At 65.7% G+C, this 21,286-nt stretch carries 20 protein-coding genes; 14 read left to right on the forward strand and 6 right to left on the reverse strand.

All coding sequences use genetic code 11. From position 1 onward, the window contains the following. Positions 1-28: 28 nt before the first annotated feature. Positions 29-1,204 carry a divergent polysaccharide deacetylase family protein gene (locus LAN61_01750; protein MBZ5539221.1) on the reverse strand — a complete coding sequence of 392 codons (1,176 nt, stop codon included), beginning with the start codon at positions 1,202-1,204 and terminating at the stop codon, positions 29-31. Between the two features lie 6 nt (positions 1,205-1,210). Beyond that, a complete protein-coding gene (locus LAN61_01755; protein ID MBZ5539222.1) occupies positions 1,211-2,446 on the reverse strand; it encodes a PDZ domain-containing protein in 1,236 nt (411 codons plus the stop codon). 455 nt (positions 2,447-2,901) lie between these two features. Here LAN61_01755 and lpxC point away from each other — a divergent pair, with 455 nt between their 5' ends. From lpxC to purM, 7 genes are all read left to right on the forward strand, one after another. Then, complete coding sequence (lpxC, locus tag LAN61_01760) at positions 2,902-3,834, forward strand: UDP-3-O-acyl-N-acetylglucosamine deacetylase (protein ID MBZ5539223.1); 933 nt, start codon at positions 2,902-2,904, stop codon at positions 3,832-3,834. 139 nt (positions 3,835-3,973) lie between these two features. Next, complete coding sequence (gene glmU / locus LAN61_01765) at positions 3,974-5,434, forward strand: bifunctional UDP-N-acetylglucosamine diphosphorylase/glucosamine-1-phosphate N-acetyltransferase GlmU (protein ID MBZ5539224.1); 1,461 nt, start codon at positions 3,974-3,976, stop codon at positions 5,432-5,434. Positions 5,435-5,506: 72 nt separating this feature from the next. Further along, positions 5,507-6,211 carry a phosphoribosylformylglycinamidine synthase subunit PurQ gene (gene purQ / locus LAN61_01770; GenBank protein MBZ5539225.1) on the forward strand — a complete coding sequence of 235 codons (705 nt, stop codon included), beginning with the start codon at positions 5,507-5,509 and terminating at the stop codon, positions 6,209-6,211. Positions 6,212-6,314: 103 nt separating this feature from the next. Then, the gene (gene purL / locus LAN61_01775; GenBank protein ID MBZ5539226.1) at positions 6,315-8,618 is read left to right on the forward strand and encodes a phosphoribosylformylglycinamidine synthase subunit PurL; all 2,304 of its coding nucleotides are present in this window, start codon (positions 6,315-6,317) and stop codon (positions 8,616-8,618) included. A gap of 23 nt (positions 8,619-8,641) precedes the next feature. Continuing rightward, positions 8,642-10,126 carry an amidophosphoribosyltransferase gene (purF, locus tag LAN61_01780; protein MBZ5539227.1) on the forward strand — a complete coding sequence of 495 codons (1,485 nt, stop codon included), beginning with the start codon at positions 8,642-8,644 and terminating at the stop codon, positions 10,124-10,126. Positions 10,127-10,160: 34 nt separating this feature from the next. Then, complete coding sequence (gene lepB / locus LAN61_01785) at positions 10,161-10,805, forward strand: signal peptidase I (GenBank protein MBZ5539228.1); 645 nt, start codon at positions 10,161-10,163, stop codon at positions 10,803-10,805. A gap of 173 nt (positions 10,806-10,978) precedes the next feature. After that, positions 10,979-12,025: a phosphoribosylformylglycinamidine cyclo-ligase gene (gene purM / locus LAN61_01790; GenBank protein ID MBZ5539229.1), complete on the forward strand. Its 1,047-nt coding sequence runs from the start codon at positions 10,979-10,981 to the stop codon at positions 12,023-12,025. Positions 12,026-12,272: 247 nt separating this feature from the next. On the opposite strand, the gene LAN61_01795 is transcribed toward purM, so the two are convergent. After that, entirely contained in the window at positions 12,273-12,755 is a 483-nt protein-coding gene (locus LAN61_01795; protein ID MBZ5539230.1) for a hypothetical protein, read from the reverse strand. A 60-nt stretch (positions 12,756-12,815) separates the two neighbouring features. Then, complete coding sequence (locus tag LAN61_01800; protein MBZ5539231.1) at positions 12,816-13,193, reverse strand: helix-hairpin-helix domain-containing protein; 378 nt, start codon at positions 13,191-13,193, stop codon at positions 12,816-12,818. Between the two features lie 76 nt (positions 13,194-13,269). On the opposite strand from LAN61_01800, the gene LAN61_01805 reads away from it, so the two are divergent. From LAN61_01805 to tyrS, 3 genes are all read left to right on the forward strand, one after another. Continuing rightward, on the forward strand, positions 13,270-13,785 hold the full coding sequence (locus LAN61_01805; protein ID MBZ5539232.1) for a hypothetical protein: 516 nt from the start codon (positions 13,270-13,272) through the stop codon (positions 13,783-13,785). A 74-nt stretch (positions 13,786-13,859) separates the two neighbouring features. Beyond that, positions 13,860-14,468, forward strand: a complete 609-nt coding sequence (purN, locus tag LAN61_01810) for a phosphoribosylglycinamide formyltransferase (protein MBZ5539233.1) — start codon at positions 13,860-13,862, stop codon at positions 14,466-14,468. A 38-nt stretch (positions 14,469-14,506) separates the two neighbouring features. After that, on the forward strand, positions 14,507-15,739 hold the full coding sequence (tyrS, locus tag LAN61_01815) for a tyrosine--tRNA ligase (protein ID MBZ5539234.1): 1,233 nt from the start codon (positions 14,507-14,509) through the stop codon (positions 15,737-15,739). Positions 15,740-15,842: 103 nt separating this feature from the next. Here tyrS and LAN61_01820 read toward each other — a convergent pair whose 3' ends face one another. Together LAN61_01820 and LAN61_01825 are read right to left on the reverse strand one after the other, a co-directional pair. Continuing rightward, a complete protein-coding gene (locus LAN61_01820) occupies positions 15,843-16,565 on the reverse strand; it encodes a hypothetical protein (protein MBZ5539235.1) in 723 nt (240 codons plus the stop codon). A gap of 264 nt (positions 16,566-16,829) precedes the next feature. Continuing rightward, positions 16,830-17,471 (reverse strand): hypothetical protein, encoded by a 642-nt coding sequence (locus LAN61_01825; protein ID MBZ5539236.1) that lies wholly within the window; start codon positions 17,469-17,471, stop codon positions 16,830-16,832. A 317-nt stretch (positions 17,472-17,788) separates the two neighbouring features. Between LAN61_01825 and LAN61_01830 the strand changes: the two genes are divergently transcribed. The 4 genes from LAN61_01830 (at position 17,789) to LAN61_01845 (ending at position 21,044) form a co-directional block, all read left to right on the forward strand. Then, a complete protein-coding gene (locus tag LAN61_01830; protein ID MBZ5539237.1) occupies positions 17,789-18,469 on the forward strand; it encodes a deoxynucleoside kinase in 681 nt (226 codons plus the stop codon). A gap of 175 nt (positions 18,470-18,644) precedes the next feature. Continuing rightward, positions 18,645-19,868: a N(4)-(beta-N-acetylglucosaminyl)-L-asparaginase gene (locus tag LAN61_01835; GenBank protein MBZ5539238.1), complete on the forward strand. Its 1,224-nt coding sequence runs from the start codon at positions 18,645-18,647 to the stop codon at positions 19,866-19,868. Positions 19,869-19,886: 18 nt separating this feature from the next. Then, entirely contained in the window at positions 19,887-20,336 is a 450-nt protein-coding gene (gene rnhA, locus LAN61_01840) for a ribonuclease HI (GenBank protein MBZ5539239.1), read from the forward strand. A gap of 186 nt (positions 20,337-20,522) precedes the next feature. Beyond that, complete coding sequence (locus LAN61_01845) at positions 20,523-21,044, forward strand: transposase (GenBank protein MBZ5539240.1); 522 nt, start codon at positions 20,523-20,525, stop codon at positions 21,042-21,044. The last annotated feature ends 242 nt before the right edge of the window (positions 21,045-21,286 follow it).

A 21,286-nucleotide genomic window follows, 5' to 3' on the forward strand; every position in this document is an offset into this window, starting at 1 on the left:
AGGGCAGGATTTGCTTGGCGGCTCGCTCTCAGTGCACGAGCTCCGAAGCGAAGACCAGGCGCACGCCCTGCGCTTCGAGCTGCGGCAGGAGCTCCCCGAGGGCCTGCAGCGTGGCCGGGTGCGGGTGCCCGATGGCGATCGCCTCGCCTTTGCTCCGCGCCGTGCGAATGGCCAGTTCCAGCTGCGCGCGCACCGCGGAGACCTCCGCGACGTCGTCGAGAAACGGCACGTTGCGAAACGCCGCGGGCAGCCCGGAGCGCTGCGCCGTCTCGTAAGCCACGGTGGCGGCGGTGGTGCGGCTGTCGATGAAGAAGAGGTGGCGCTCGCGCAACACCGGCATCAGTTCGTCCATCAGCGCCGGATCGGCGGTGGCTTGCGAGCCCTGATGGTTGTTCACCCCCGCCACGTTGGGCACGGAGTCCAGCATGCGCGCCACGAGCGCCGCGACTTCGCCGGACGGCAGCCCGGGGCGGAGTTCGGCGGGCTCGGGTCTTTCTTCGCCGAGCGACTGCATGGGCAGGTGCAGCATCACCTGATAGCCGCGGCTGTGCGCCTCTTCGGCGATCTCCGCGGAGTGCGGATGATCGGGCAGGACCGAGAGCGTGAGCGGGTAGGGCAGGGCGAAGATGGCGTCCGCGGCGGCGCGGTCCTGGCCCAGGTCGTCGAGAATGATGGCCAGGCGGGCGTCGCCCAGCGCGGATTTCGGCGCCGCCGCGGAATTTGCCCGCGCGGCGATGGGCCAGATCACGTGGATGGTGTGCGTGAGCGCGCCGCCGCGGCGGTAGTCGAAACGCAGCAGCCCGCCGCTTTCCGCGCGCGGCTCCTGCGTCAGGCCGTGGCGCGTGGCCACCGCGCCGAGCGCCTGCAGCACGCGGGCCAGCGCCGCGCGCCGCGCCGCCTCTGAACCATCCGCGCGCAGCGTGATGTAGAGATGGTCGGGCGTATCGGGGCGGCTCTCGGCGGCGCGCAGGTTGCTGCGGATGTCCGTGCCGCGGGGCGCCGCGGAAGCCGCCGCGGACGCCAGTTCGCGGGTGATGGCGTGAATGCGGGACGCGCGCAGGCGTTCCTCCGGCTTCCGGCAGCCGGCCAAGCAGGCGAGAAAGAGAAGCGCCAGGGCAAAAAAAAGCGGCGCGCCGGAGAACAGGCGCGCCGCGGAAAAAACATCAGGTGCTGCGGAAAGTGGAGGCGCGGTGCGGCGGCCCACAGACGGCTAGGCGGCCTTCTTCGCCGGGGCTTTCAGGAGTTCCAGCGCTTTGCGCAGGATGGGATCTTCAGGAGAGAGCGGACGCGGCTCGGCCGGCGCTTCTTTCGCGGCCGGGGCGGCCGTTTCGTCGTCGCCGAGATCGCCGTCGCCGGCATCCGCGGCGGCGCGCACCACCTCCGTGGGCAGCACGCCTTCCTCGAGAATGGGCTTGCCGTCGCGGTTGGCGTAGTTGGCCACCGTCAGGATGATCGCCGAGCCGTCCTCGAGCGGAATCAGCTTCTGCTCGGAGGCCAGGCCGAAAGTGCGCTCGCCCACGACATCGCCGCGATGATTCGCCGCGATCGCCGATGCGAACACTTCCGCCGCGCCCGCCGTGGTCGTGGAAATCAGCACGGAGACAGGATGCTTCCAGACCACTTTCGCGGGGTCCGCGGCAAAGGTCTGCCGGGAAACGGTCTGGCCTTGCAGCGTGGCCAGCGTGCCGGAGGGCACAAAGAGTTGCGCCAGGGCGATGGCTTCGGAAACCTCGCCGCGCCCGCAGTCGCGCACGTCCAGAATGACCTTGTGCAGGCCCTGCTTCTCCGCCTGCAGCAGGCGTTCGCGCACCTCGGCCGCGCGCCCCGCGTCTAGCGCGGGCAGGCGCAGCACCAGCGTATCCGGCTCGATCCTGGCGGTGACGATTTTCTGCGGCGCGAGCTTCTCGCGGACAATCTCCACGTCCTGCGGGTCGGTGCTCCCGCGGCGGATCACGGAAAGCTTCACGCCCGTGCCCGGCGCGCCGGAGAGCAGGTTGAGCGCCTGGCCCACGGACATGTCCCGGGTGGTGAAGCCGCCGATGGATTCAAAGATGTCCGCACTGTGAATGCCGGCCTTTTGCGCCGCGCTGTCCGGCAGAACCGAAACCACGATGATGTAGCCGTAGCGTTTGCTGAGCGTCAGCCCGCTCTCGCCCACCGCGGAGTTCTGCAGCTTCTGCTTGTACTCGGTATATTCGCGCGGCGTCAGGTAGCCGGACTGCGCGTCCAGGGATTCCAGCAGGCCGTGCAGCGAGCCCGCCGTTACCAGGTGCATGTTCGGAGTATCCACGTAATCCTGCTGGATCTTCTGCAGCACTTCGCTGTAGACGGTGAGCGAGCGGTAGGTCTTCTCGTCGTCGCTCTTGCCGAGCACGTGGCCCAGCCCGGCATAGCCGAAGACCAGGATGGACAGGCACAGCAGCGTAAGTTTCGTGAAACGATTCATGCGATGTCCGTGGACTGCGTCAAAAACGTTGACCGCTGCGCGGTCACAGAAAATAATACTGGACCGCTTTGCGGTCTCACAAAATAAAGTATACCACCTTCACTTGCTTTCGACGCGCGCCCGGTACCCGGGAGAGCCGGAATGGGCCCCGCGCCGCCAGCGCTACAGGAATTCCTGTCGCCTGCGCAGCAGATAAATCCACAGAAGACCGAGCAGCGGAACCCAATGGCGCCTGGAGGAAAGTTGACCGCTTCGCGGTCACAAAAATAGTTGACCGCTTTGCCTCACAGAAGAAGAGGTCAATCAGGTGAGCCTAAGACACAGGGAATCGAGAAAACGTTGCATTTTTACAACACCTGATGGACAATCTCTCCTCGTCCGTCTGTAAGTACAAGAAAACACAGTGGAAATTGTATTCCAAACTGGACCCATAAGTGCTTTATTATCAGGTACCAATGTCCTTTCAGACCACTATCCAGCGGCCCGTGGAGATCTCCGGCATCGGACTACACACCGGCGTTCCGGGTCATGTACGGCTGGTGCCGGCTCCCGCGGATACCGGGATTCTCTTCCGCCGCAGCGACCTGGACAATTTCCCGATCGAAGCCCAGGGGCACAACGTGGCCCGCGTGAGCTACGCGACGAGCCTCATGAAGCAGGGCGTGCTGCTTTCCACCACGGAACACCTGCTGGCCGCTCTCTATTCCAGCGGCATCGACAACATCTATGTGGACATTGACGCTATCGAGGTGCCCATCCTGGACGGCTCGTCCGAACCGTTCATGGAGATGCTCGACAAGGCGGGCACCAGGCAGTTGCGGCGCAAGCGCCGCTACCTCAAGGTGCTCAAGCCGGTGGAGCTGGAAGAGCCGGATCCGCAGGTCGCCGGGCAGGTGCGGCGCATGGGCATCTATCCGGCCCAGGAATTTCGCCTGCGCTGCTACGTGGATTTCGCGCACCCCCTCGTGGGCCAGCAGGAAGTGGAACTGGTCGTGGGCCGGGAAGCTTTCCGGCAGTGGCTGTCGCGGGCCCGCACCTTCTGTTTCGAACGGGACATCGAGCCGCTCAGGGCCATGGGCCTGATCCGCGGAGGTTCCCTGGACAACGCCATCGTGTTGACCGACGATGGGGTGATGAACGGTCCGCTGCGCTTCGCCGATGAGTTCGGCCGCCACAAGGCGCTGGACCTGATCGGCGACCTGGCCCTCATGGGCCTGCCCCTGCTGGGCCGCGTGGTGGCCTACCGCGCCGGCCATGCCATGCATACCCAGCTGGTCAGCCGTCTCCTCGCCGATCCCTCCGCCTGGGCTATCACCACGGAAGCCCCGGCCGCAGCCCCGGCGCGCAGCGGTTTGTCCGCCCTGGCGCCCGCCGCAGCCACGGATTAGCTTCCCGCACCCCGGCCCGCGCAACGCATTGCCAAACCCCTCCCGGGTCACGCAGAATGCGATGTAGTCAGGGAAGTTGACCGCTTCGCGGTCACGGAAATAGTTGACCGCCTCGCGGTCGCAGGGACAAAGGACAACCATGGCCGCTTCCGATCTGGTCGTCGTCATTCTCGCTGCGGGCAAAGGCACGCGGCTGAAATCCAGCCTGGCGAAAGTGCTGCACCGCGCGGGCGGGCGCCCGCTCGTGGAGCACGTGGTGCGCGCCTGCCAGCCGCTCGGCGCAAAGAAAATCTGCGCCGTGGTGGGCCACCAGGCCGGGGAGGTCACTGCGGCGGTCGCCCCGCTGCGGGTGGAGACGGCGTTGCAGCAGCCGCAGCGCGGCACGGGCCACGCCATGCAGGTCGTGCGCCGCGCGCTGGGCCACGCCAAAATCGCTCTGGTGCTGCCGGGGGATGCCCCGTTGGTGCGCACTGAGACGCTGCGCGCCATGATCGCCGCGCACCGCGCCGGCCATGCCGCCGCCACCGTCCTCACCGCCGTGCTCGAGGATCCCTCCGGCTACGGGCGCATCGTCCGCCGCTCGGGGACAACGGTGGCCGCCATCGTCGAGGAATCCAAGCTCACGGAAGAGCAGCGCGCGATCAACGAAATCAATTCCAGCATCTACTGCTTCACCCTGGAGAAGCTGTGGCCGGCGCTGGCCCAGGTCAAGCCGGACAACAAGCACCACGAGCTGTACCTGACCGACGCCATCGCGCTTCTCAGCGCCAAGGGCGAAACAGTCCTCGCGCAGGTGGCCGCCGACGCCCAGGAAGTCCTCGGCTGCAATACCCGCGCAGACCTCGCCGAAGTCGATCGCATCTTCCGCGCCCGCAAGCGCGCCGCCCTGATGGACGCCGGCGTCACCATCCAGTTGCCGGAGACCGTGCTCATCGATCCCGACGTGACCGCCGGCGAGGATACGGTCATCGAGCCCTGCGTGCAACTCCTGGGCCAGACCCGGATCGGCGCGCGCTGCACCATCCGCACCGGCAGCGTGCTGCACGACGCCGCGCTCGGCGAAAACGTGACCGTCGAAGCCCACTGCATGGTCTCCGAGAGCCGCCTGGACACCGGCGCGGTGATCGGGCCGTTCGCGCGGCTGCGCGGCGATACGCACCTCAAGCCCGGCGTGCGCATTGGCAACTTCGTGGAGCTGAAGAAGACTGTGGTCGGCGAAGGCGCCAAGGCCATGCACCTGACCTACCTGGGCGACGCGCACATCGGCGCGAGGACCAACATCGGCGCCGGCACCATCACCTGCAACTACGACGGTTTCCACAAGCACCCCACGACCATCGGCAGCCGCGTCTTCATCGGCAGCAACACCGCGCTGGTGGCCCCGGTGCGCGTGGGCGACGCCGCCTATGTGGCCGCCGGCTCCACCATCACCGAAAACGTCCCGGCCGAAGCCCTGGGCATCGCCCGCGGCCGCCAGGTCAACAAGCCCGGCTGGGCCGCCCAGAAGCGCCGCGAACTCGCCGCCGCGGAGAAACCCATCAAGAAGCCCCCGCGCAAACCCGTCCGCCCCCGCAAGAAGGCCAGGCCCCGCAGGAAATGAGTCGAACACGTGCCCGGGAGCGTCGTGTGTTAAGATAGAGCTTCCCAGAACGCTTCAGGGAGCCACCAGCGCATGAAATTTGGAGTCGTCGTCTTTCCCGGGTCCAATTGCGACCACGACGCGTTTTACGCCATCAGCAACGTCCTGCAGCAGCCTGTCGAATTCATCTGGCACCAATCCGAAAATCTGGCCCATTGCGACGCCGTCATTCTCCCCGGTGGCTTCTCCTACGGCGACTACCTGCGCACCGGCGCCATCGCCCGCTTCTCCCCGGTGATGAAGTCGGTCGAAAAATTCGCCAAAAGCGGCGGCCTGGTCCTGGGCATCTGCAACGGCTTCCAGATCCTGTGCGAAGCGGGCCTCCTGCCCGGCGCCATGCTGCGCAACGCCGGCCTGCGCTTCATCTGCCGCCCCGTGCACGTCCGCGTGGAGCAGACCGACACCCCCTTCACCTGCGCCGCGCAGAAGCGCCAGATCCTGAAAATTCCCATCGCCCATTCCGACGGCAACTACACCTGCGACGCCGCCACGCTCGCCGAACTCGAAACCAACCGCCAGGTGATCTTCCGCTACACGACGCCGGACGGAAAAAACGATGCTGCCGGCAATCCCAACGGCTCGCTGAACAACATCGCCGGCATCTGCAACCGCGAACGCAACGTCGTGGGCCTGATGCCGCACCCCGAGCGCGCCGTTGAATCGGCGCTCGATTCCGCGGACGGCCTGGTGGTCTTCCGCTCCCTGGCCGAAGCGCTGGTCGGCACGGCCAAAGCGTAAGGGAACGTGGCCCGTGTTTCATGACCCGGTAATTTTCGAGTTTTGCAGGAGCACGATGTATCGTGCCCCTGCGGTTTCTAGTCTTGGCAGGCGTTGAGGCGCAATGGCGACGGCGAGCACAGAGATTAAGGTCACACCGGAAATCGCGGCCGAGCACGGCCTGACGCCGCAGGAGTACGCCCGCGTGCAGCAGATCCTCGGGCGCGACCCGAATATCACCGAGCTGGGCATTTTCAGCGTGATGTGGAGCGAGCACTGCTCCTACAAATCGAGCAAGGTGCACCTCAAGCGCCTGCCCACGCGCGGCAAGCTGGTGGTCCAGGGCCCCGGCGAAAACGCCGGCGTGGTGGACATCGGCGACGGCCTGGTCGCCGCCTTCAAGATCGAATCGCACAACCATCCCAGCTTCGTCGAGCCCTTCCAGGGCGCGGCCACCGGCGTGGGCGGCATCCTGCGCGACATCTTCACCATGGGCGCGCGCCCCATCGCCGTCCTGGATTCCCTGCGCTTCGGCCCGCTCACCGCCGGCCACGGCATCAGCGAAGAGGACGCCGCGCGCAACCGCCGCATCCTCGACGGCGTGATCCGCGGCATCGGCCACTACGGTAATTGCTTCGGCGTCCCCACCGTCGGCGGCGAAGTGGGCTTCGAGCCCTGCTACACGGCGAACCCGCTGGTCAACGCCCTGGCTCTGGGCATCGCCAAAAAAGATGAAATTTTCCTCGCCAAGGCCCGCGGCACCGGCAATCCCGTCATCTACGTCGGCGCCAAGACCGGCCGCGACGGCATTCACGGCGCATCCCTGCTGGCCTCTGCCGAATTCACCGAAGAATCGCAGCAGAAGCGCCCCAACGTGCAGGTCGGCGACCCCTTCGTGGAAAAGCTGCTCCTCGAAGCCTGCCTCGAAGCCATGCACACCGGCGCCATCGTCGCCATTCAGGATATGGGCGCCGCCGGGCTGACCTGCTCGACCTGCGAGATGGCCTCGCGCGGCGAAACCGGCATCGAGATCGACCTGGCGCGCGTCCCGCAGCGCGAAACACGCATGACCCCCTACGAAATCATGCTCAGCGAATCGCAGGAGCGCATGCTCCTCGTCGCCGAAAAGGGCCGCGAGGACGAAGTCCTCGGCGTTTTTGCCAAGTGGGGCCTGGACGCGGTGGTGGTCGGCGAAGTCACCGCAGGCGGCCTGCTCCGCGTCCGGGACCACGGCAAACTGGTGGTGGAAATCCCCGCGCACCCCCTCGCCGAAGAGGGCCCCGTCTACCAGCGCCCGCTCGCCGCGCCCGCTGCGCGTCAGGAAACCCCGGCAGACTGGTTCCGCTTTGCTTCCGAAGGCGCGGATCTCACGCCCTATTTTGCGCAGCTCCTGGCCTCGCCGGCCATTGCCTCCAAGCGCTGGATCACCGAGCAGTACGACACCTCCGTGCGCACCAACACCCTCGCCGGCCCCGGCGCCAGCGATGCCGCGGTGGTCCGCGTGAAGGGCACCCGGCGCGCCCTGGCTCTCTCCACCGACGGCAACGGCCGCTGGTGCCAGCTCCATCCGCGCCTCGGCGCCATGCACGCCGTGGCCGAAGCCGCCCGCAACGTCGCCGCCAGCGGCGCGCGGCCTATCGCCGCCACCAATTGCTTGAATTTCGGCAGCCCGGAAAAGCCCGAAGTGATGTGGCAGTTCAGCGAAACCATCGACGGTCTCGGCGCAGCCTGCACCGCTCTTGGTACCCCCATCACCGGCGGCAACGTCAGCTTCTACAACGAGACCCTCGGCAAATCCATCGACCCCACGCCCACCATCGGCGTCCTCGGCGTCCTCGATGACGCCGCGCACGTCCTGAAGATCGCCTTCCGCGACGCGGGCGACGTCATCGTCTTGCTCGACGGCGCAGGGGAGCGGCTCGCCCTGTCCGCCGACGCTGCGCAGCGCGAATTTTCCTCCAGCGAGTATGCGAAGACGATTGCCGGAATCGTCTCCGGCGAACCGCCGGCCATTGACCTCGCCGCGGAGAAGCGCTTGCAGGAGTGCCTGGTGGCGCTGGCCGCGGCCGGCGCGCTGCGCTCCGCGCATGACATCAGCGACGGCGGCATCGCCGTGACCCTCGCCGAATCCTGCTTCGCCGCGGACGGCCTTTCCGCGGACGTGCAGCTGCCCGCCGGCGAGCCCGCCGAAGCGGCCCTCTTCGGCGAACGCGGGGCCCGCGCGGTCGTCTCGGTGGCCGCGACTTCTCTTGCCGCGCTTCTCGAGAGTGCGAGACAATATAAAGTAGAGGCGCGCGCGATTGGCCGGGTCACCCCCGGCGGCGATTTCCGCATTGCGCTCAAGAAAGACGAAGTCGTCCGCGCATCTCTGGAAACGCTGCGCGACGCCTGGGCCCATGCACTGGTGCGCGCTCTGAAGATTCGTTGACCGCTTTGCGGTCACACATAGCAATGACCAACTGGCACGACATTCCCGACGATCATTTCCACGACGAATGCGGCGTGTTCGGCGTCTTCGGCCACCCCGAAGCGTCCAAGGTCGCCTACCTGGGCATCTACGCCCTGCAGCATCGCGGCCAGGAGTCCGCGGGGATCATCACCAGCGACGGTGGCGAGCTGCACGCGCACAAGGCCATGGGCCAGGTCGCGGAGATTTTCCAGCCCGGCGTGCTCGCCAAGCTTCCCGGCAGCTCGGCCATCGGCCACACCCGCTATTCCACCGCCGGCGACAAGGCCCTGATGAACGCCCAGCCCTTCGTCATCGACTGCAACAAGGGCAAGATCGCCGTGGCGCACAACGGCAACCTGACCAACGCCGGCGACTGGCGCCGCAAGCTCGAGCATCGCGGCTCCATCTTCCAGACCAACAGCGACACCGAAGTGATCGTGCACCTGGTGGCCAAATCCGCCTCCCGCAATCTTTCCAGCGCCCTGGGCGACGCCCTCAACCAGGTCGAAGGCGCCTATTCCCTGGTGGTGCTGACCGCGGAAGAGCTCTTCGCCGCGCGCGATCCCCGTGGTTTCCGCCCCTTGGTGCTGGGCCGGCTGGCCGCGCCCGGCGGTGGCGAAGCCTGGCTCATCGCCTCGGAAACCTGCGCGTTCGATCTGCTCAACGCCGAATACGTGCGCGAGATCGAACCCGGCGAGATGGTGCGCATCTCGCGTTCCGGCGTCGAATCCATTCACTTTGCTCCGGAAAAGCCGCGCCAGCAGTGCATCTTCGAGCATGTCTATTTCTCCCGCCCCGACAGCTTGATCTTCGGCCGCTCCGTGAATGATTCCCGCGAAATGCTCGGCCGCCTGCTGGCCCGCGAGCATCCCGTGGCCGCGGACGTGATCGTGCCGGTTCCCGATTCCGGCGTGCCCGCGGCGGTGGGCTTCGCCATGGAGTCCCAGGTGCCCTTCCGCATGGGCCTGATCCGCAACCATTACGTCGGGCGCACTTTCATCGAGCCCTCCCAGGCCATCCGCGACTTCGGCGTGAAGCTCAAGCTGAACCCGGTGCGCGAACTGATGGCCGGCAAGCGCGTCGTCCTCGTGGACGATTCCATCGTGCGCGGCACCACCAGCAAGAAAATCGTGCGCATGGTGCGCGAAGCGGGCGCCCGCGAGGTGCACGTGCGCATCAGCTGTCCGCCCACGATTTCCCCCTGCTACTACGGCGTGGACACCCCCACGCGCGAGGAGCTCATCGCTTCCTCGCACACTCCCGCGGAGATCTGCAAATACCTGGGTGCGGATTCCCTGGGCTACATTTCGCTGGGCGCGCTGAAGCAGGCGGTGCACGACACTGATGCGACGTTCTGCACCTCGTGTTACACCGGAGTTTATCCCACCGACCTCGTACAACTCGAAGTGCGGGAAAACTCGTCCAATGGTAAGGCGGGCGAAAGCCTCCAGGAAAAGACGTCCGTAACGGTGCCCCGTGAAAGCTGAAGCAAAAAACAAAAATTCCGAAGCCTCGCTGTCGATGAGCAAGCGCGTCCAGAGCGAGGTCATCGCCTGGCTGTGGGTTGCCGCCATCTTCCTGCTCATCAACGGCACGGTCGGCCAGGCCCGCGTCATCCCCTCGGGCTCCATGGAGCGCACCCTGCTCGTCGGCGATCACCTGATCATGAGCCGCCTGGGCTACGACGCCGGCGTGCCCTTCACCCACTGGCACGTGCCCCTGTGGCGCAATCCCTACCGCCAGGAAATCGTGATCTTCAAGCCGCCTTTCGCCCCGGACACCCCCGACTACGTCAAGCGCGTCATCGGCCTGCCCGGCGACACTCTGGAGATTCACGGCGGCGCGGTGTGGATCAACGGCAAGAAGCTCAACGAGCCCTATCTCGACGGTCCCATGGATCCCCAGGAGCATTTCGGGCCGCTCACGGTGCCGCCGGACAACTACTTCGTCATGGGCGACAACCGCCAAAACTCCTACGACAGCCGTTACTGGGGCTTCGTGCCGCGCCATGCGATCATCGGGGCGCCGGTGCTGATTTACATGTCCCTGAATGCGCCCCCTTCGGCCTGGGAGCCGGGGCAGTTTCGCGAGCGGATCTTTGCCTACGCCAACGCCGTGATTCATCCGGGCCTGGTGCGCTGGAAGCGCCTGTTCCATACGTTTTAAGCGGCGGAAGCTGCGCCTGTGTTTCGCGGGTGGTGGCCGGCGGCTCTTCCGCGGCCGGTCCTGCGTGGTGACTCGTGACGCCTGACTGCGGGAAGAGATCTCCCGGAACATTCGTCCCGCTGTCGGAAGAAGCCGCACCCAGTTCCAGATCGGAATCGAGACTTGCCGACACCATGAAATACGCAGACGCCGGAGTGGACATCAAGGTCGCGGACGACGCCAAGCAGCGCATCCGCCACCTCGCCAGCCGCACCTTCACCCCCGCAGTGCTCGGCGGGATTGGCGGTTTTGGCGCGCTCTTTGCCCTGGACAAGAAGAAGTGGAAAGAGCCGGTGCTGGTCTCCAGCGCCGACGGGGTGGGCACCAAGCTCAAAGTCGCCATGGCCATGAAGGTGCACTCCACCGTCGGCGGCGATCTCGTCAACCACTGCGTGAACGACATTCTGGTGCAGGGCGCCGAGCCGCTCTTCTTTCTCGACTACCTGGCCATGGGCAAGCTCGATCCCCAGGTGATCGAGCAGCTTGTCGACGGCATGAGCCGCGCCTGCCGCAAGGCTGGCTGCGCCCTGATCGGCGGCGAGACCGCTGAGATGCCCGGCTTCTACCCCCCGGGCGAGTACGACCTCGCGGGTTTCATCGTCGGCGCCGTGGAACGCAAAAAGCTCCTCAACGGAAAGCACGTGCAGCCGGGCGACGTGCTCCTCGCGCTGCCTTCGGCGGGGCTGCACACCAACGGCTATTCCCTGGCGCGCAAGCTGGTTTTCGAAACGGCGGGCCTCAAGCCCGGCACCTACGTCCCCGAAGTGGGCAACAAGATCGGCGCGGAGCTGCTCAAGCCGCACCTCTGCTATGCCCCGGCGCTGCGCACCATCCTCGCGCGCGGCTGGGTTTCCGCTCTCGCGCACATCACCGGCGGCGGCATTCCAGGCAATCTCCCCCGCGTCCTGCCCGCGGGCGTGCGCGCGCAGATCGATCTGAGCTCCTGGCCCGTCCCGGCGATCTTCCGCTACCTCGCCAAGGTTGGGAAAATCGAGCGCGACGAACTGCTGCAGTCCTTCAACATGGGCGTGGGCATGATCCTGGTCGTGCCGCCGGCGCATAGCAAGCAGGCCGAGGCCGACCTCAAACGCCGCCGCGAAAAGTTCTTCCGCATCGGTCGCATCGAACGCGCCGACGCCACCCGCACTCGCGTCGTCTACTCCGGCTCCCTCAACCTTTAATAGGTTGTGCAAAAACTCAATTAAGAATTAAAGGTGTCATCCAGTCTCTGACGAATTTGGCCCTCTCAAGCCACACGTGTCATCCTGAGGCCCCGATGTTTTTATCGGGGCCCGAAGGATCTCAACTGTAAGTGTTTGCAATACGTGAAACTGAGATTCTTCGCCCATCCTCATCGGATGGGCTCAGAACGGCAGATTCTACTTTTTCCGCAGACTGCCAGCAGGGCGGGAACGCCTGTCCCGCCGCCTACCGCGCCACGTCCTTCAGAATGTCTACAATCACGTTGGTATTCCGGTTGACGATCATGATGTGCGCCCCGAGCACGACGCGCCGATAGCCGGCTGGCAGCCGCGGCAACTGCCGCTCCAGTTCCTCCGGGCAGGGCTGCACGCGCTTCTGCAGGCCCGGCGGCAGCGTGCCGTCGCGCTCCAGATGTTTTTCGAGGCCCGGGGGAAGATTGCCGCCGCGCTTGGCCAGGCCTGGCGGGAGATTCGAGTTGCGATGCGTGTAGTAGCGGGAGATCAGTTCCCGGTCGTGCGCGCCGAAAACGATCCGCACGCGCGTCTTTCCTCCGCGCCCGCCCTGGTCGTCTTCATCATCCCGGTCTTTCTTGTGCTTCTGGTGGCCCTTTCCCTGGCCCTGGCTGTTGCCCTGGGAGTAGCACGGGTTGAGGACCAGAGCCAGGGCGGCCAATCCGAAGAAGCAGTACCGCAAAAAACGTGCAGGCATTTTCGTCTCCTTGAGGGCTTGGGGGCTGCTAGAAAGTGTACTTCGCTGCTGTCTGAATTCCTATGCCCTGGTTTTTCGCGGGTGTCGCTTGGAGAACGTGCGGACCGACCGCCTCTCGTCCGCCGATTCTCCGCTGCTCTTCGGGCTGCTGTTCGTCGGACGCGGAGCAGCCTGCGCTTTGCGCTTCCGGCTCCAATACCACCACCAACACTGCTCCGCGGGAAGCCGCGGGTTGCGCGCCTGCGCCACCGCCGCGCAAAAGACATCCAGGCAGCAGATGTCCACACGCTGGCCCGTTGCCCGGCACAGTTTTTCGTACAGGCGTTGCGGATTCTGCCGCGCGAGCTGCGCCACGCTGCGGATGCCGAGCCGTTCGAAATCACGCAGCATCGCCGGGCCGATGGAGAGGAGGCTGGCCAGTTTCCGGGTCCCCGGCATTCTTCGCTTTACTTTCGCTATAGCCATGTCCACAATCTACGCCAAGCGAGTGGCCGAGACAAGGGGGGAGAGCGCCATGCACACACGAACAAGACTTCTGGCGGCGCTGCTGGCGACAGGGTTTCTGTTGGCGGGCGCGCTGCTTTCCGGGAAAAGTCAGGTCCAGCCGGAAGGAGGCAAGGCGATGGATATACCCATGGTCAAAAGAATAACGCCGGTGCTGTTCGCCGCGGAGATCGAGCCCTGCGTGAAGTTCTGGGTGGAGCGCATGGGCTTCGAGAAAACCGTGGAAGTGCCCGAGGGCGACAGGCTGGGCTTCGCCATCGTGCAGCAGGGCGGCGTCGAGCTGATGTACCAGAGCTACGCCAGCGCGGAGAAGGACCTCCATGCCGCCGCCCTGGGCATCCGCAAGGGCCCCACTTTTCTTTATGTCGAGGTCGAAAATCTCGACGCCGTCCTGGCCGCGATGAAGGGTGTGGCCATCGCGCAGCCGCTGCGCACCACCTTCTACGGCGCCAAGGAGTTCGGCGTGCAGGATCCCGCCGGCCACAGCGTGATGTTTGCGCAGATGGTCGCGCCGCCGCAGCACTGAGCCGCGGCGGGCCGCTCCCGTGGCGCCACGCCCCGTTTTGCGCCGCCGCGCGGATATGCTAACGTTTTGCGCTTATGAAGAAGCGCATCGGCGTCCTGCTCAGCGGCCGCGGCTCGAATTTCGAGGCGTTGGCGGATGCCGCTGCGGCGGGGCGCATCCCCAACGCGGAGATCGCCCTGGTCCTCAGCAATCGCGAGGACGCCCCGGGAATCGCCCGCGCCCGCACCCGCGGCATCGCCGCGCAGGTGATCCCCTCGAAGGGCCTGCAGCGCGAGGCCTACGACCGCCTGGCGGTGGCGGCGTTGCGCGAAAAGCAGGTGGACCTGATCTGTCTGGCAGGCTTCATGCGCCTGCTTTCGCCCTATTTCATCCAGGCCTTCCCGAATCGTATCCTGAATATCCATCCCTCGCTGCTGCCGGCGTTTCCCGGCCTCGAAGCGCAGCGCCAGGCCCTGGACTACGGGGTGAAATTTGCCGGCTGCACCGTGCATTTTGTGGACGAGAGTCTCGACGCCGGCCCCATCGTCCTGCAGGCGGTCGTCCCCGTGCAGGACAACGACACCGAGGAGACGCTTTCCGCGCGCATCCTCGCCGAAGAGCATAGAATTTACTCCCAGGCGGTGCGCATCGTTCTCGAGGGCCGCTACACGGTCGCCGGCCGCCGCGTGCTTCGCACGCAATAAGAGAGAAACATCTGCGAGCGCCGGATAAGAATGAAGAGATGACACAGACGAAATTCAAACCCGTGGACGAACAGCTCGCCTGGCTGCGCAAGGGCGCGGCGGAGATCATTCCCGACGATGGCCTGCGCGCCAAGCTCGAGAAGTCCGCGAAGACCGGCAAGCCCCTGCGCGTCAAGCTCGGCGTGGACCCCACCGCCCCGGATATTCACCTCGGCCACACCGTCGTCATCCGCAAGCTCAAACACTTTCAGGAGATGGGCCACACGGCCATCTTCCTCATTGGCGATTTCACGGCCATGGTCGGCGACCCCACCGGGCAATCCGAGACGCGCCCCCCGCTCACCCGCGAGCAGGTCGACGCCAACGCCAGGACCTACCTCGATCAGGTCTACAAGATCCTCGGCCGCGAAAACACCGAGGTCCGCTACAACAGCGAGTGGCTCGGCAAGCTCAGCTCCTACGAAGTCGTCAATCTCTGCGCCCATTACCGCCTGGCGCGCATGCTGGAGCGCGAGGATTTCCGCTCGCGCCTCGCCGGCAATCTGCCCATCGCCGTCCATGAACTGCTCTATCCGCTCTTCCAGGCCTACGATTCCGTCGTCCTGCGGGCCGATGTCGAGCTGGGCGCCACCGAGCAGAAATTCAATCTCCTCATGGGCCGCGACATCCAGCGCGAATACGGCCAGGAATCGCAAGTGGCCCTGACCATGCCCATCCTCGTCGGCCTCGACGGCCAGCGCAAAATGTCCAAGAGCCTCGGCAACTACGTGGGCATCACCGAAGCCCCCGGCGAAATGTTCGGCAAGATGATGTCCATCCCCGACGCTCTGATGTGGCCGTACTACGAACTGCTCACCGACCGCCGCCCCGGGGAGATTGCCGCGCTCCAGCAGCAGCTCGCCGCCGGCGCGCTGCACCCCATGGACGTGAAGATGCAGCTCGCCCAGGAGGTCATCACCGGCTTCCACGGCGCCGATGCCGCGCGCAAAGCCGCCGAGGAATTTCAGCGCGTCTTCCGCGACCGCCAGGCCCCGGAAGAGGCCCCCGAGCGCAAGCTGCCCCGCGGTGCGGCGAAGAAACTCTCCGTCCTGCTGGTGGAGTTGGAATTGGCGGCGTCCAAGAGCGAAGCCGAGCGCCTCATCAAGCAGGGCGGCGTGGAACTGAATGGCGCGCGCGTGGACGATGTGCGCAAGGAAGTGGATCTGGCTCAGCCCGGCGCATTCCTCCTGCGCGCCGGCAAGAAGAAGTTCCTGCGCCTCGTCGTCGAATAAGCCGGCACACCCGCACAAATAAAAAAACCGGCCTCCCTCGGCTGGCCCGGGATTCCTTCCGGGGCAGCGGGGAGGCCGGCAGAGTCTTTTGCGCCCGCTCCGGCTAGAAGTGGAAGACCACGCCGGAGACGATCTGGAAGTTGGACTGCGTTTCGCCGAAATAGCGCGTGCCCACCCAGTCGCCCTGGAAGCGGAAAGAGATGCGCGGGCTGTAGCGGTAGTCGTAGCCGCCCCCGGCCAGAAAGCCGATGGCGTTGCGGCCGCCCATGGAGGTCTGCGGCTGCAGATGCGAGCCGCCGACGATCGCGTGCACCCACGGCTGCCAGTGGTCGCTGCGGTAAGTGAAGCGCGGCCCCCCGCCATACAGCGCAAATTTGACGTGTTCATTGGCGAATATCGTCGAAGCACTCCCCGCCGCGGTGACCGCGCCTTCCAGGCCGAACCATCGGTTGACCGCATAGGTCACGGAGGTGTGGATGCCGTTCAGAGACACCCCGCTGATGGGCGTGGAGCTGAAATGCACATAGACGTAGGAGAAGCCCAGCTGCCAGCGGTAATCATCGTCGCTTCCGTAGGTCACGCGGCGCGGCGGCGCCGGCGCGGCAAACGCCGCGAACGACGAAGCCTCGGCCAGCGGCGCAGAAAAGGAAGTCGCAACCGGCGCCGCGGGCCAGGCATCCGTGGCGGTGGCCGGTAGTGCCGTTTCCGGGGACGTCGCGCTGAGCCGCGCCAGATCGTTCACGGCGGAACTGTGCGCGACGTTTTCCTGCGCCAAGCAGGATGTGGCGCAGGCCAACAAAGCCGCAGCAAAGAGGCGCTTCTTCATGTTGAGTTCCTCACCTGAAGGCGTGAATCGTCCTCGCCGGGAACGCTTGCTCCTCGCAGAGCGCGTTCGCGGCAAGCTGGGCGGCCCCACGCCAGCAATTGCCAACGGCATCTACGGTAGCGAACCGCCCGGAGCCTTGTCCATGCTCTTTCCCGCGGCCTAAGCCGAAGAGTAACTCGGACGCTTCCCAGCGGAAAAAACGATGGCCGGGCGCCACTTGGGCCCGGCCGCGGGTACGCTTCATTCCGCTGCAGACGCCGCGCTTTAGGGCCCGAGGAGGGTGTTGTGCACGCCGCTGCCCAGGGACATCGCCGTGCCCACCGATTGCGGCAGCCACCACATCCGCCGCAGCCAGGGACGCCGGCTGGTCATCATGCGGTGGCCGAGATAATCCATCAGCGCGGGGCTGGCCTGCACGGCCACGTAGAGCACATTGGAATGTGCAAACGGGCGCAGCAGCGGATTGGCCTCCTGGGCATAATTATGCGAGAGCGCGCGCCGCGTCGACCACGCGTCGAAGGCCGCCGCACTGTGCCCGGCAATCGCCAGCGAGTACCACACGCGGTGCCGCACTGGCGATTCCAGCCGCCGCGGGGGTGCAGCGGCCGCCGGCTCCGCGATGGCGCTGCCGGGGAGCGCTTCGATTCCCGCCGCGGATCCGTTCAGAGCGGGTGCATCTCCCACTGTGTGCAGGAGCGGGAGCGGCGTGAGCTGACCGGGGAGATAGGAAATCTCCGTTGGCTGCAGCGCCTCTTGTTTTTCAGGGGGATTCGCCGAGGGTGCGGAGTGATCCGGCGCAACACTGGGCGCCGCGGGAGCCACTGTCGTCGCCACCGCTTGCTCCGGTGCGTCGGGCGGGGCGCTCTGCGGCAGCGGCGAAAGCAAGAGAAGAAGTGCAAAGAGCATGTCCTGGCCTCAATTCTGCGAATAGTTGATGCCGGGTCCTCAGCCAAGTCCTGGGCCACATCCTGACTGCCCCAGGGGAAGCATACTGTCCTTGGGTGCAGGGTGTCACTGGCCCATTGGTCCTGGCCGGGTAGTACTCCTTTTCGGGGCTTTGGCGCTCCCTTCTAAGAGATTGCCGGGGGCGCAGTCCCCGCGATCAGCCTGGTGCCCGTGGTCCGCGGGAAAGCCCTGTTCTGGCGGGACCCCGCGGCAAACCGCTGCGGCTGCCGGGGAGCGCGGCGCTCCGCCGGCGAGTGACTCTGCTATAATCCCGCGCGATGCCGGCCCGCGACTCCACTTCGTCCTCCAAGCCCGGCGCGGGGCAGGCGCCGCGCTTCATTGTCATTGAAGGGCCGCTGCGCGTCGGCAAATCGACGCTGGCGCGGATCCTCGCCGAACGCCTCCATGCGCGGCGCATCTACGACTGCGAGGACAATCCCTTCCTCGCCGATTTCTACCGCGAAACCCCCGGCGCCGCCTTTCACACCCAGATGTATTTCCTGATGGAGCGCCAGCGCCGCCTGCGCGATGCCCTGGCCGTCCAGGCTCCCGGCCCGCTGCTCGCCGATTTCCTGATGGAGAAGGACCGCATCTTCGCCAACCTCAACCTCGACGATGAGGAGCTGAAGCTTTACGAGCGCTATTACGAAGCGCTCACCCGCGATCTCCCCGCGCCGGACCTGCTCATCTATCTGCAGGCCAAGCCGGAGGTGCTGCGCGCGCGCATCGCCAAGAAAGGCGCGCGCGAAGAGACGCGCATCGCCGACGAGTACATCGAAGAGGTCGCCCGCGCCTACGAGCATTTCTTTTTCCGCTACTCGGCCTCCGACTTGCTGGTCATCAACACCTCGGAGATCGATTTCGTCGAGCGCAACGAAGACCTGCGGCAGCTCCTGCGCCGCCTGCAGGACCCGGTCAAGGGCACCCAGTATTTCCTCCCGCTGGGCCCGTCGGGTTAAGCGCCGGCCATTTCGATTCGAAGCCAGTTGGCCGCTTCGCGGTCACACAAAACGTTGGCCGCTTCGCGGTCACAGGAGAACTCGGCTACGCGGCCCGGCTAGATTTACGGAGCGATCGCAGATTCCGGCCCGGCCGGAAAGAATCTCTCTTCGACTCGCGCAAAGGAGAATACCCATGGACAACTGGACACGCAGGCGCTTCTTTCTCACTTCCCTGGCGGGCAGCGTCGTCGCCGGAACCGGAAAGCTCTTCGGGCGCGCCTTGCCGGGCGGCGAAGCGCTGCCCGCAAACGGCGCGGGCGCGGCGCGCGCCGCCGCAGCCGCCGCCCCGGGCAAGCGCCCGGTGATGATCTCCAGCCTCAACGGACTGAAACAACTGCAGCGCGGCATGGATATCCTGCAGAAGGGCGGCGACACCCTCGATGCCGTCCTCGCCACGGTCACCGCCGTCGAGGACGATCCCGAGGACACCTCCGTCGGCCTCGGCGGCCTGCCCAACGAAGACGGCGAAGTCGAGCTCGACGCCAGCGTCATGCACGGGCCCACGCGCCGCGCCGGCGCGGTCGCCTCCGTGCGCCGCATCAAAAACGTCGCGCGCCTCGCCCGCACGGTCATGGAGCGCACCAATCACCTCATGCTCGTGGGCTCCGGCGCCACGCGCTTCGCCGTGGACGAAGGCTTCGAGGAGATGAACCTCCTCACCGAAAAAGCGCGCCTCGCCTGGCTGGCCTGGAAGGCCAAGACCGCGGAAAACTGGCGCCCCGGCCTGGACAGCCCGGAGTGGAAGGAGTTGACCGCTTCGCGGTCACCCATATCGTCTACCGCTTCGCGGTCACACCTGCAGACGATGGCCGCGCTCTTCGACACCCCGGAGAAGCGGGCCTGGCTGCCCTGGGCCGAACAAGTGGTCGCCCATCCGCCGACCGGCACCATCAACTGCCTCGCCGTGAACGAGAAGGGCGAACTCTCCGGCACCACCACCACCTCCGGCCTGGCCTGGAAGATCGCCGGGCGCGTCGGCGATTCCCCCATCATCGGCGCCGGCCTCTACGTGGATGGCGACGTCGGCGGCGCCGGCTCCACCGGCAAGGGCGAGGAGAACATCAAGGTCGCCGGCGGCCACACCGTCGTCGAGATGATGCGCAAGGGCCTCTCCCCCACCGACGCCTGCCTCGAAGCCCTGCACCGCGTCGCCCGCAACTACAACAATGACAAGAAGCGCCTGCGCCACTTCCACCTCTTCTTCTACGCCCTCAACAAGGACGGCGTGCACGGCAGCGCCTCCCTCTGGAACAATCACTACGACAAATCCCCCGCGGCCTATGCCGTCCACGACGGCACGTCCGCCCACACCGCCCTCTGCGCCCCGCTCTTCGATGAATCGGTGATCGAAGACTGAGGTAAGACCGCTGGCAAAATGAAACGGATCGTTCTCATCACCGACGGCGCGTGCATCGGCAATCCCGGCCCGGGCGGCTGGGCCTGTCTCCTCCGTTACAAAGACCGCGTCCGGGAGTTGAGCGGCGCCGCAGCGGCCACCACCAACAACCGCATGGAGCTCCAGGCCGTCATCGAGGGCCTGAAAGCGTTGCACGAATCCTGCGCCGTGGTCATCCGCACCGATTCCCGGTATGTGCGGGACGGCATGACCAGGTGGATTCACAACTGGAAACGCAACGGCTGGGTCCGCAAAGAAAACGGCAAGCCCGGAACGGAACCCATCAAGAATCGCGAACTATGGGAAGAGCTCGACCGCTTGCACCAACGGCATGAAATCCGCTGGCAATGGGTCAAAGGCCACGCCGCCGACCCCGACAACAACCGCTGCGACGCCCTCGCCAACCAAGCCGCCCGCCGCAACCCCTGAAGTTATGTAGGCGCCGGGCTTTGGCCCGGCCAGTCGGAATCCCGCCCAATCGGGACTGTAGCCACCCGGCCCCGATGTTATGTAGATGCCGGGCTTTAGCCCGGCCCGTCCACCCTCCGGTTCATCATCACCTTCACTATAATCGATCCGCTATCCCTCCGAATTTCTCCGTGATAGCCTTCGCCCGTGCCCTTCTATCTCAAACGTCTGCGCCTTCCCCGGGAAGACTATCGTGGCCGCCGCATCTGCTTCGTCACGATATGCTGCGAAAAACGGCGCCCCGTCTTCGCCGATCTTTCCCTGGGCCGCTGCACGCTCTCGTATTTGGCCGAATCCGCCGCCCGGCGCTCTTTTTCGCTCCATTCCTTTTGCCTCATGCCGGACCATCTTCATTTCCTCGCGGAAGGCATGGACGATGCCTGCGACCTCGTGAAATTCATCCACGTATTCAAACAACGCACCGCATTTGCCTGCCGCCGCTCAAACTCCCAGCAACTCTGGCAAACGAGATTCTACGACCATATCTTGCGCAGAGCGGAGGCCATCGAGGATGTGGCCTGCTACATCCGGATGAACCCGGTTCGCCAGGGGCTTTGCACAGACCCGCATCTCTATCCTTTGTCCGGCTCCCAAACAATAGATTGGATGAAGCGCAGCCTTGCCAGTACCGAGTGGCTGCCTCCCTGGAAAAGAAAACCGCCGGGCTAAAGCCCGGCCTCTACATCCGCCGCCCCTATTTGCCCTCTTACTGCGCGGCCAGCCCCGCTGAATTGGTTTCGGATTATGTGGGCTGGATTATGTAGGCGCCGGGCTTTAGCCCGGCCCGGATTCCGGTTCCCCCCGGCGGGTGGTGCCCTTTGTTATGTATTCGCCGGGCGGTATTCATCCCGAGAGATGTTATGTAGGCGCCGGGCTTTAGCCCGGCCTCTTCGCTCCAGATCCTGTACCGC

Source organism: Terriglobia bacterium (assembly GCA_020072785.1).
Taxonomy (GTDB): Bacteria; Acidobacteriota; Terriglobia; order Acidiferrales; family UBA7541; genus Acidiferrum.

What these genes read in the sequence shown, in the direction of transcription:
- LAN61_01755 (MBZ5539222.1), bottom strand. Translation starts at nt 2,446, where the DNA reads ATGAATCGTTTCACGAAACTTACGCTGCTGTGCCTGTCCATCCTGGTC.
- lpxC (MBZ5539223.1), top strand. Translation starts at nt 2,902, where the DNA reads ATGTCCTTTCAGACCACTATCCAGCGGCCCGTGGAGATCTCCGGCATC.
- glmU (MBZ5539224.1), top strand. Translation starts at nt 3,974, where the DNA reads ATGGCCGCTTCCGATCTGGTCGTCGTCATTCTCGCTGCGGGCAAAGGC.
- purQ (MBZ5539225.1), top strand. Translation starts at nt 5,507, where the DNA reads ATGAAATTTGGAGTCGTCGTCTTTCCCGGGTCCAATTGCGACCACGAC.
- purL (MBZ5539226.1), top strand. Translation starts at nt 6,315, where the DNA reads ATGGCGACGGCGAGCACAGAGATTAAGGTCACACCGGAAATCGCGGCC.
- purF (MBZ5539227.1), top strand. Translation starts at nt 8,642, where the DNA reads ATGACCAACTGGCACGACATTCCCGACGATCATTTCCACGACGAATGC.
- lepB (MBZ5539228.1), top strand. Translation starts at nt 10,161, where the DNA reads ATGAGCAAGCGCGTCCAGAGCGAGGTCATCGCCTGGCTGTGGGTTGCC.
- purM (MBZ5539229.1), top strand. Translation starts at nt 10,979, where the DNA reads ATGAAATACGCAGACGCCGGAGTGGACATCAAGGTCGCGGACGACGCC.
- LAN61_01795 (MBZ5539230.1), bottom strand. Translation starts at nt 12,755, where the DNA reads ATGCCTGCACGTTTTTTGCGGTACTGCTTCTTCGGATTGGCCGCCCTG.
- LAN61_01800 (MBZ5539231.1), bottom strand. Translation starts at nt 13,193, where the DNA reads ATGCCGGGGACCCGGAAACTGGCCAGCCTCCTCTCCATCGGCCCGGCG.
- LAN61_01805 (MBZ5539232.1), top strand. Translation starts at nt 13,270, where the DNA reads ATGCACACACGAACAAGACTTCTGGCGGCGCTGCTGGCGACAGGGTTT.
- purN (MBZ5539233.1), top strand. Translation starts at nt 13,860, where the DNA reads ATGAAGAAGCGCATCGGCGTCCTGCTCAGCGGCCGCGGCTCGAATTTC.
- tyrS (MBZ5539234.1), top strand. Translation starts at nt 14,507, where the DNA reads ATGACACAGACGAAATTCAAACCCGTGGACGAACAGCTCGCCTGGCTG.
- LAN61_01820 (MBZ5539235.1), bottom strand. Translation starts at nt 16,565, where the DNA reads ATGAAGAAGCGCCTCTTTGCTGCGGCTTTGTTGGCCTGCGCCACATCC.
- LAN61_01825 (MBZ5539236.1), bottom strand. Translation starts at nt 17,471, where the DNA reads ATGCTCTTTGCACTTCTTCTCTTGCTTTCGCCGCTGCCGCAGAGCGCC.
- LAN61_01830 (MBZ5539237.1), top strand. Translation starts at nt 17,789, where the DNA reads ATGCCGGCCCGCGACTCCACTTCGTCCTCCAAGCCCGGCGCGGGGCAG.
- LAN61_01835 (MBZ5539238.1), top strand. Translation starts at nt 18,645, where the DNA reads ATGGACAACTGGACACGCAGGCGCTTCTTTCTCACTTCCCTGGCGGGC.
- rnhA (MBZ5539239.1), top strand. Translation starts at nt 19,887, where the DNA reads ATGAAACGGATCGTTCTCATCACCGACGGCGCGTGCATCGGCAATCCC.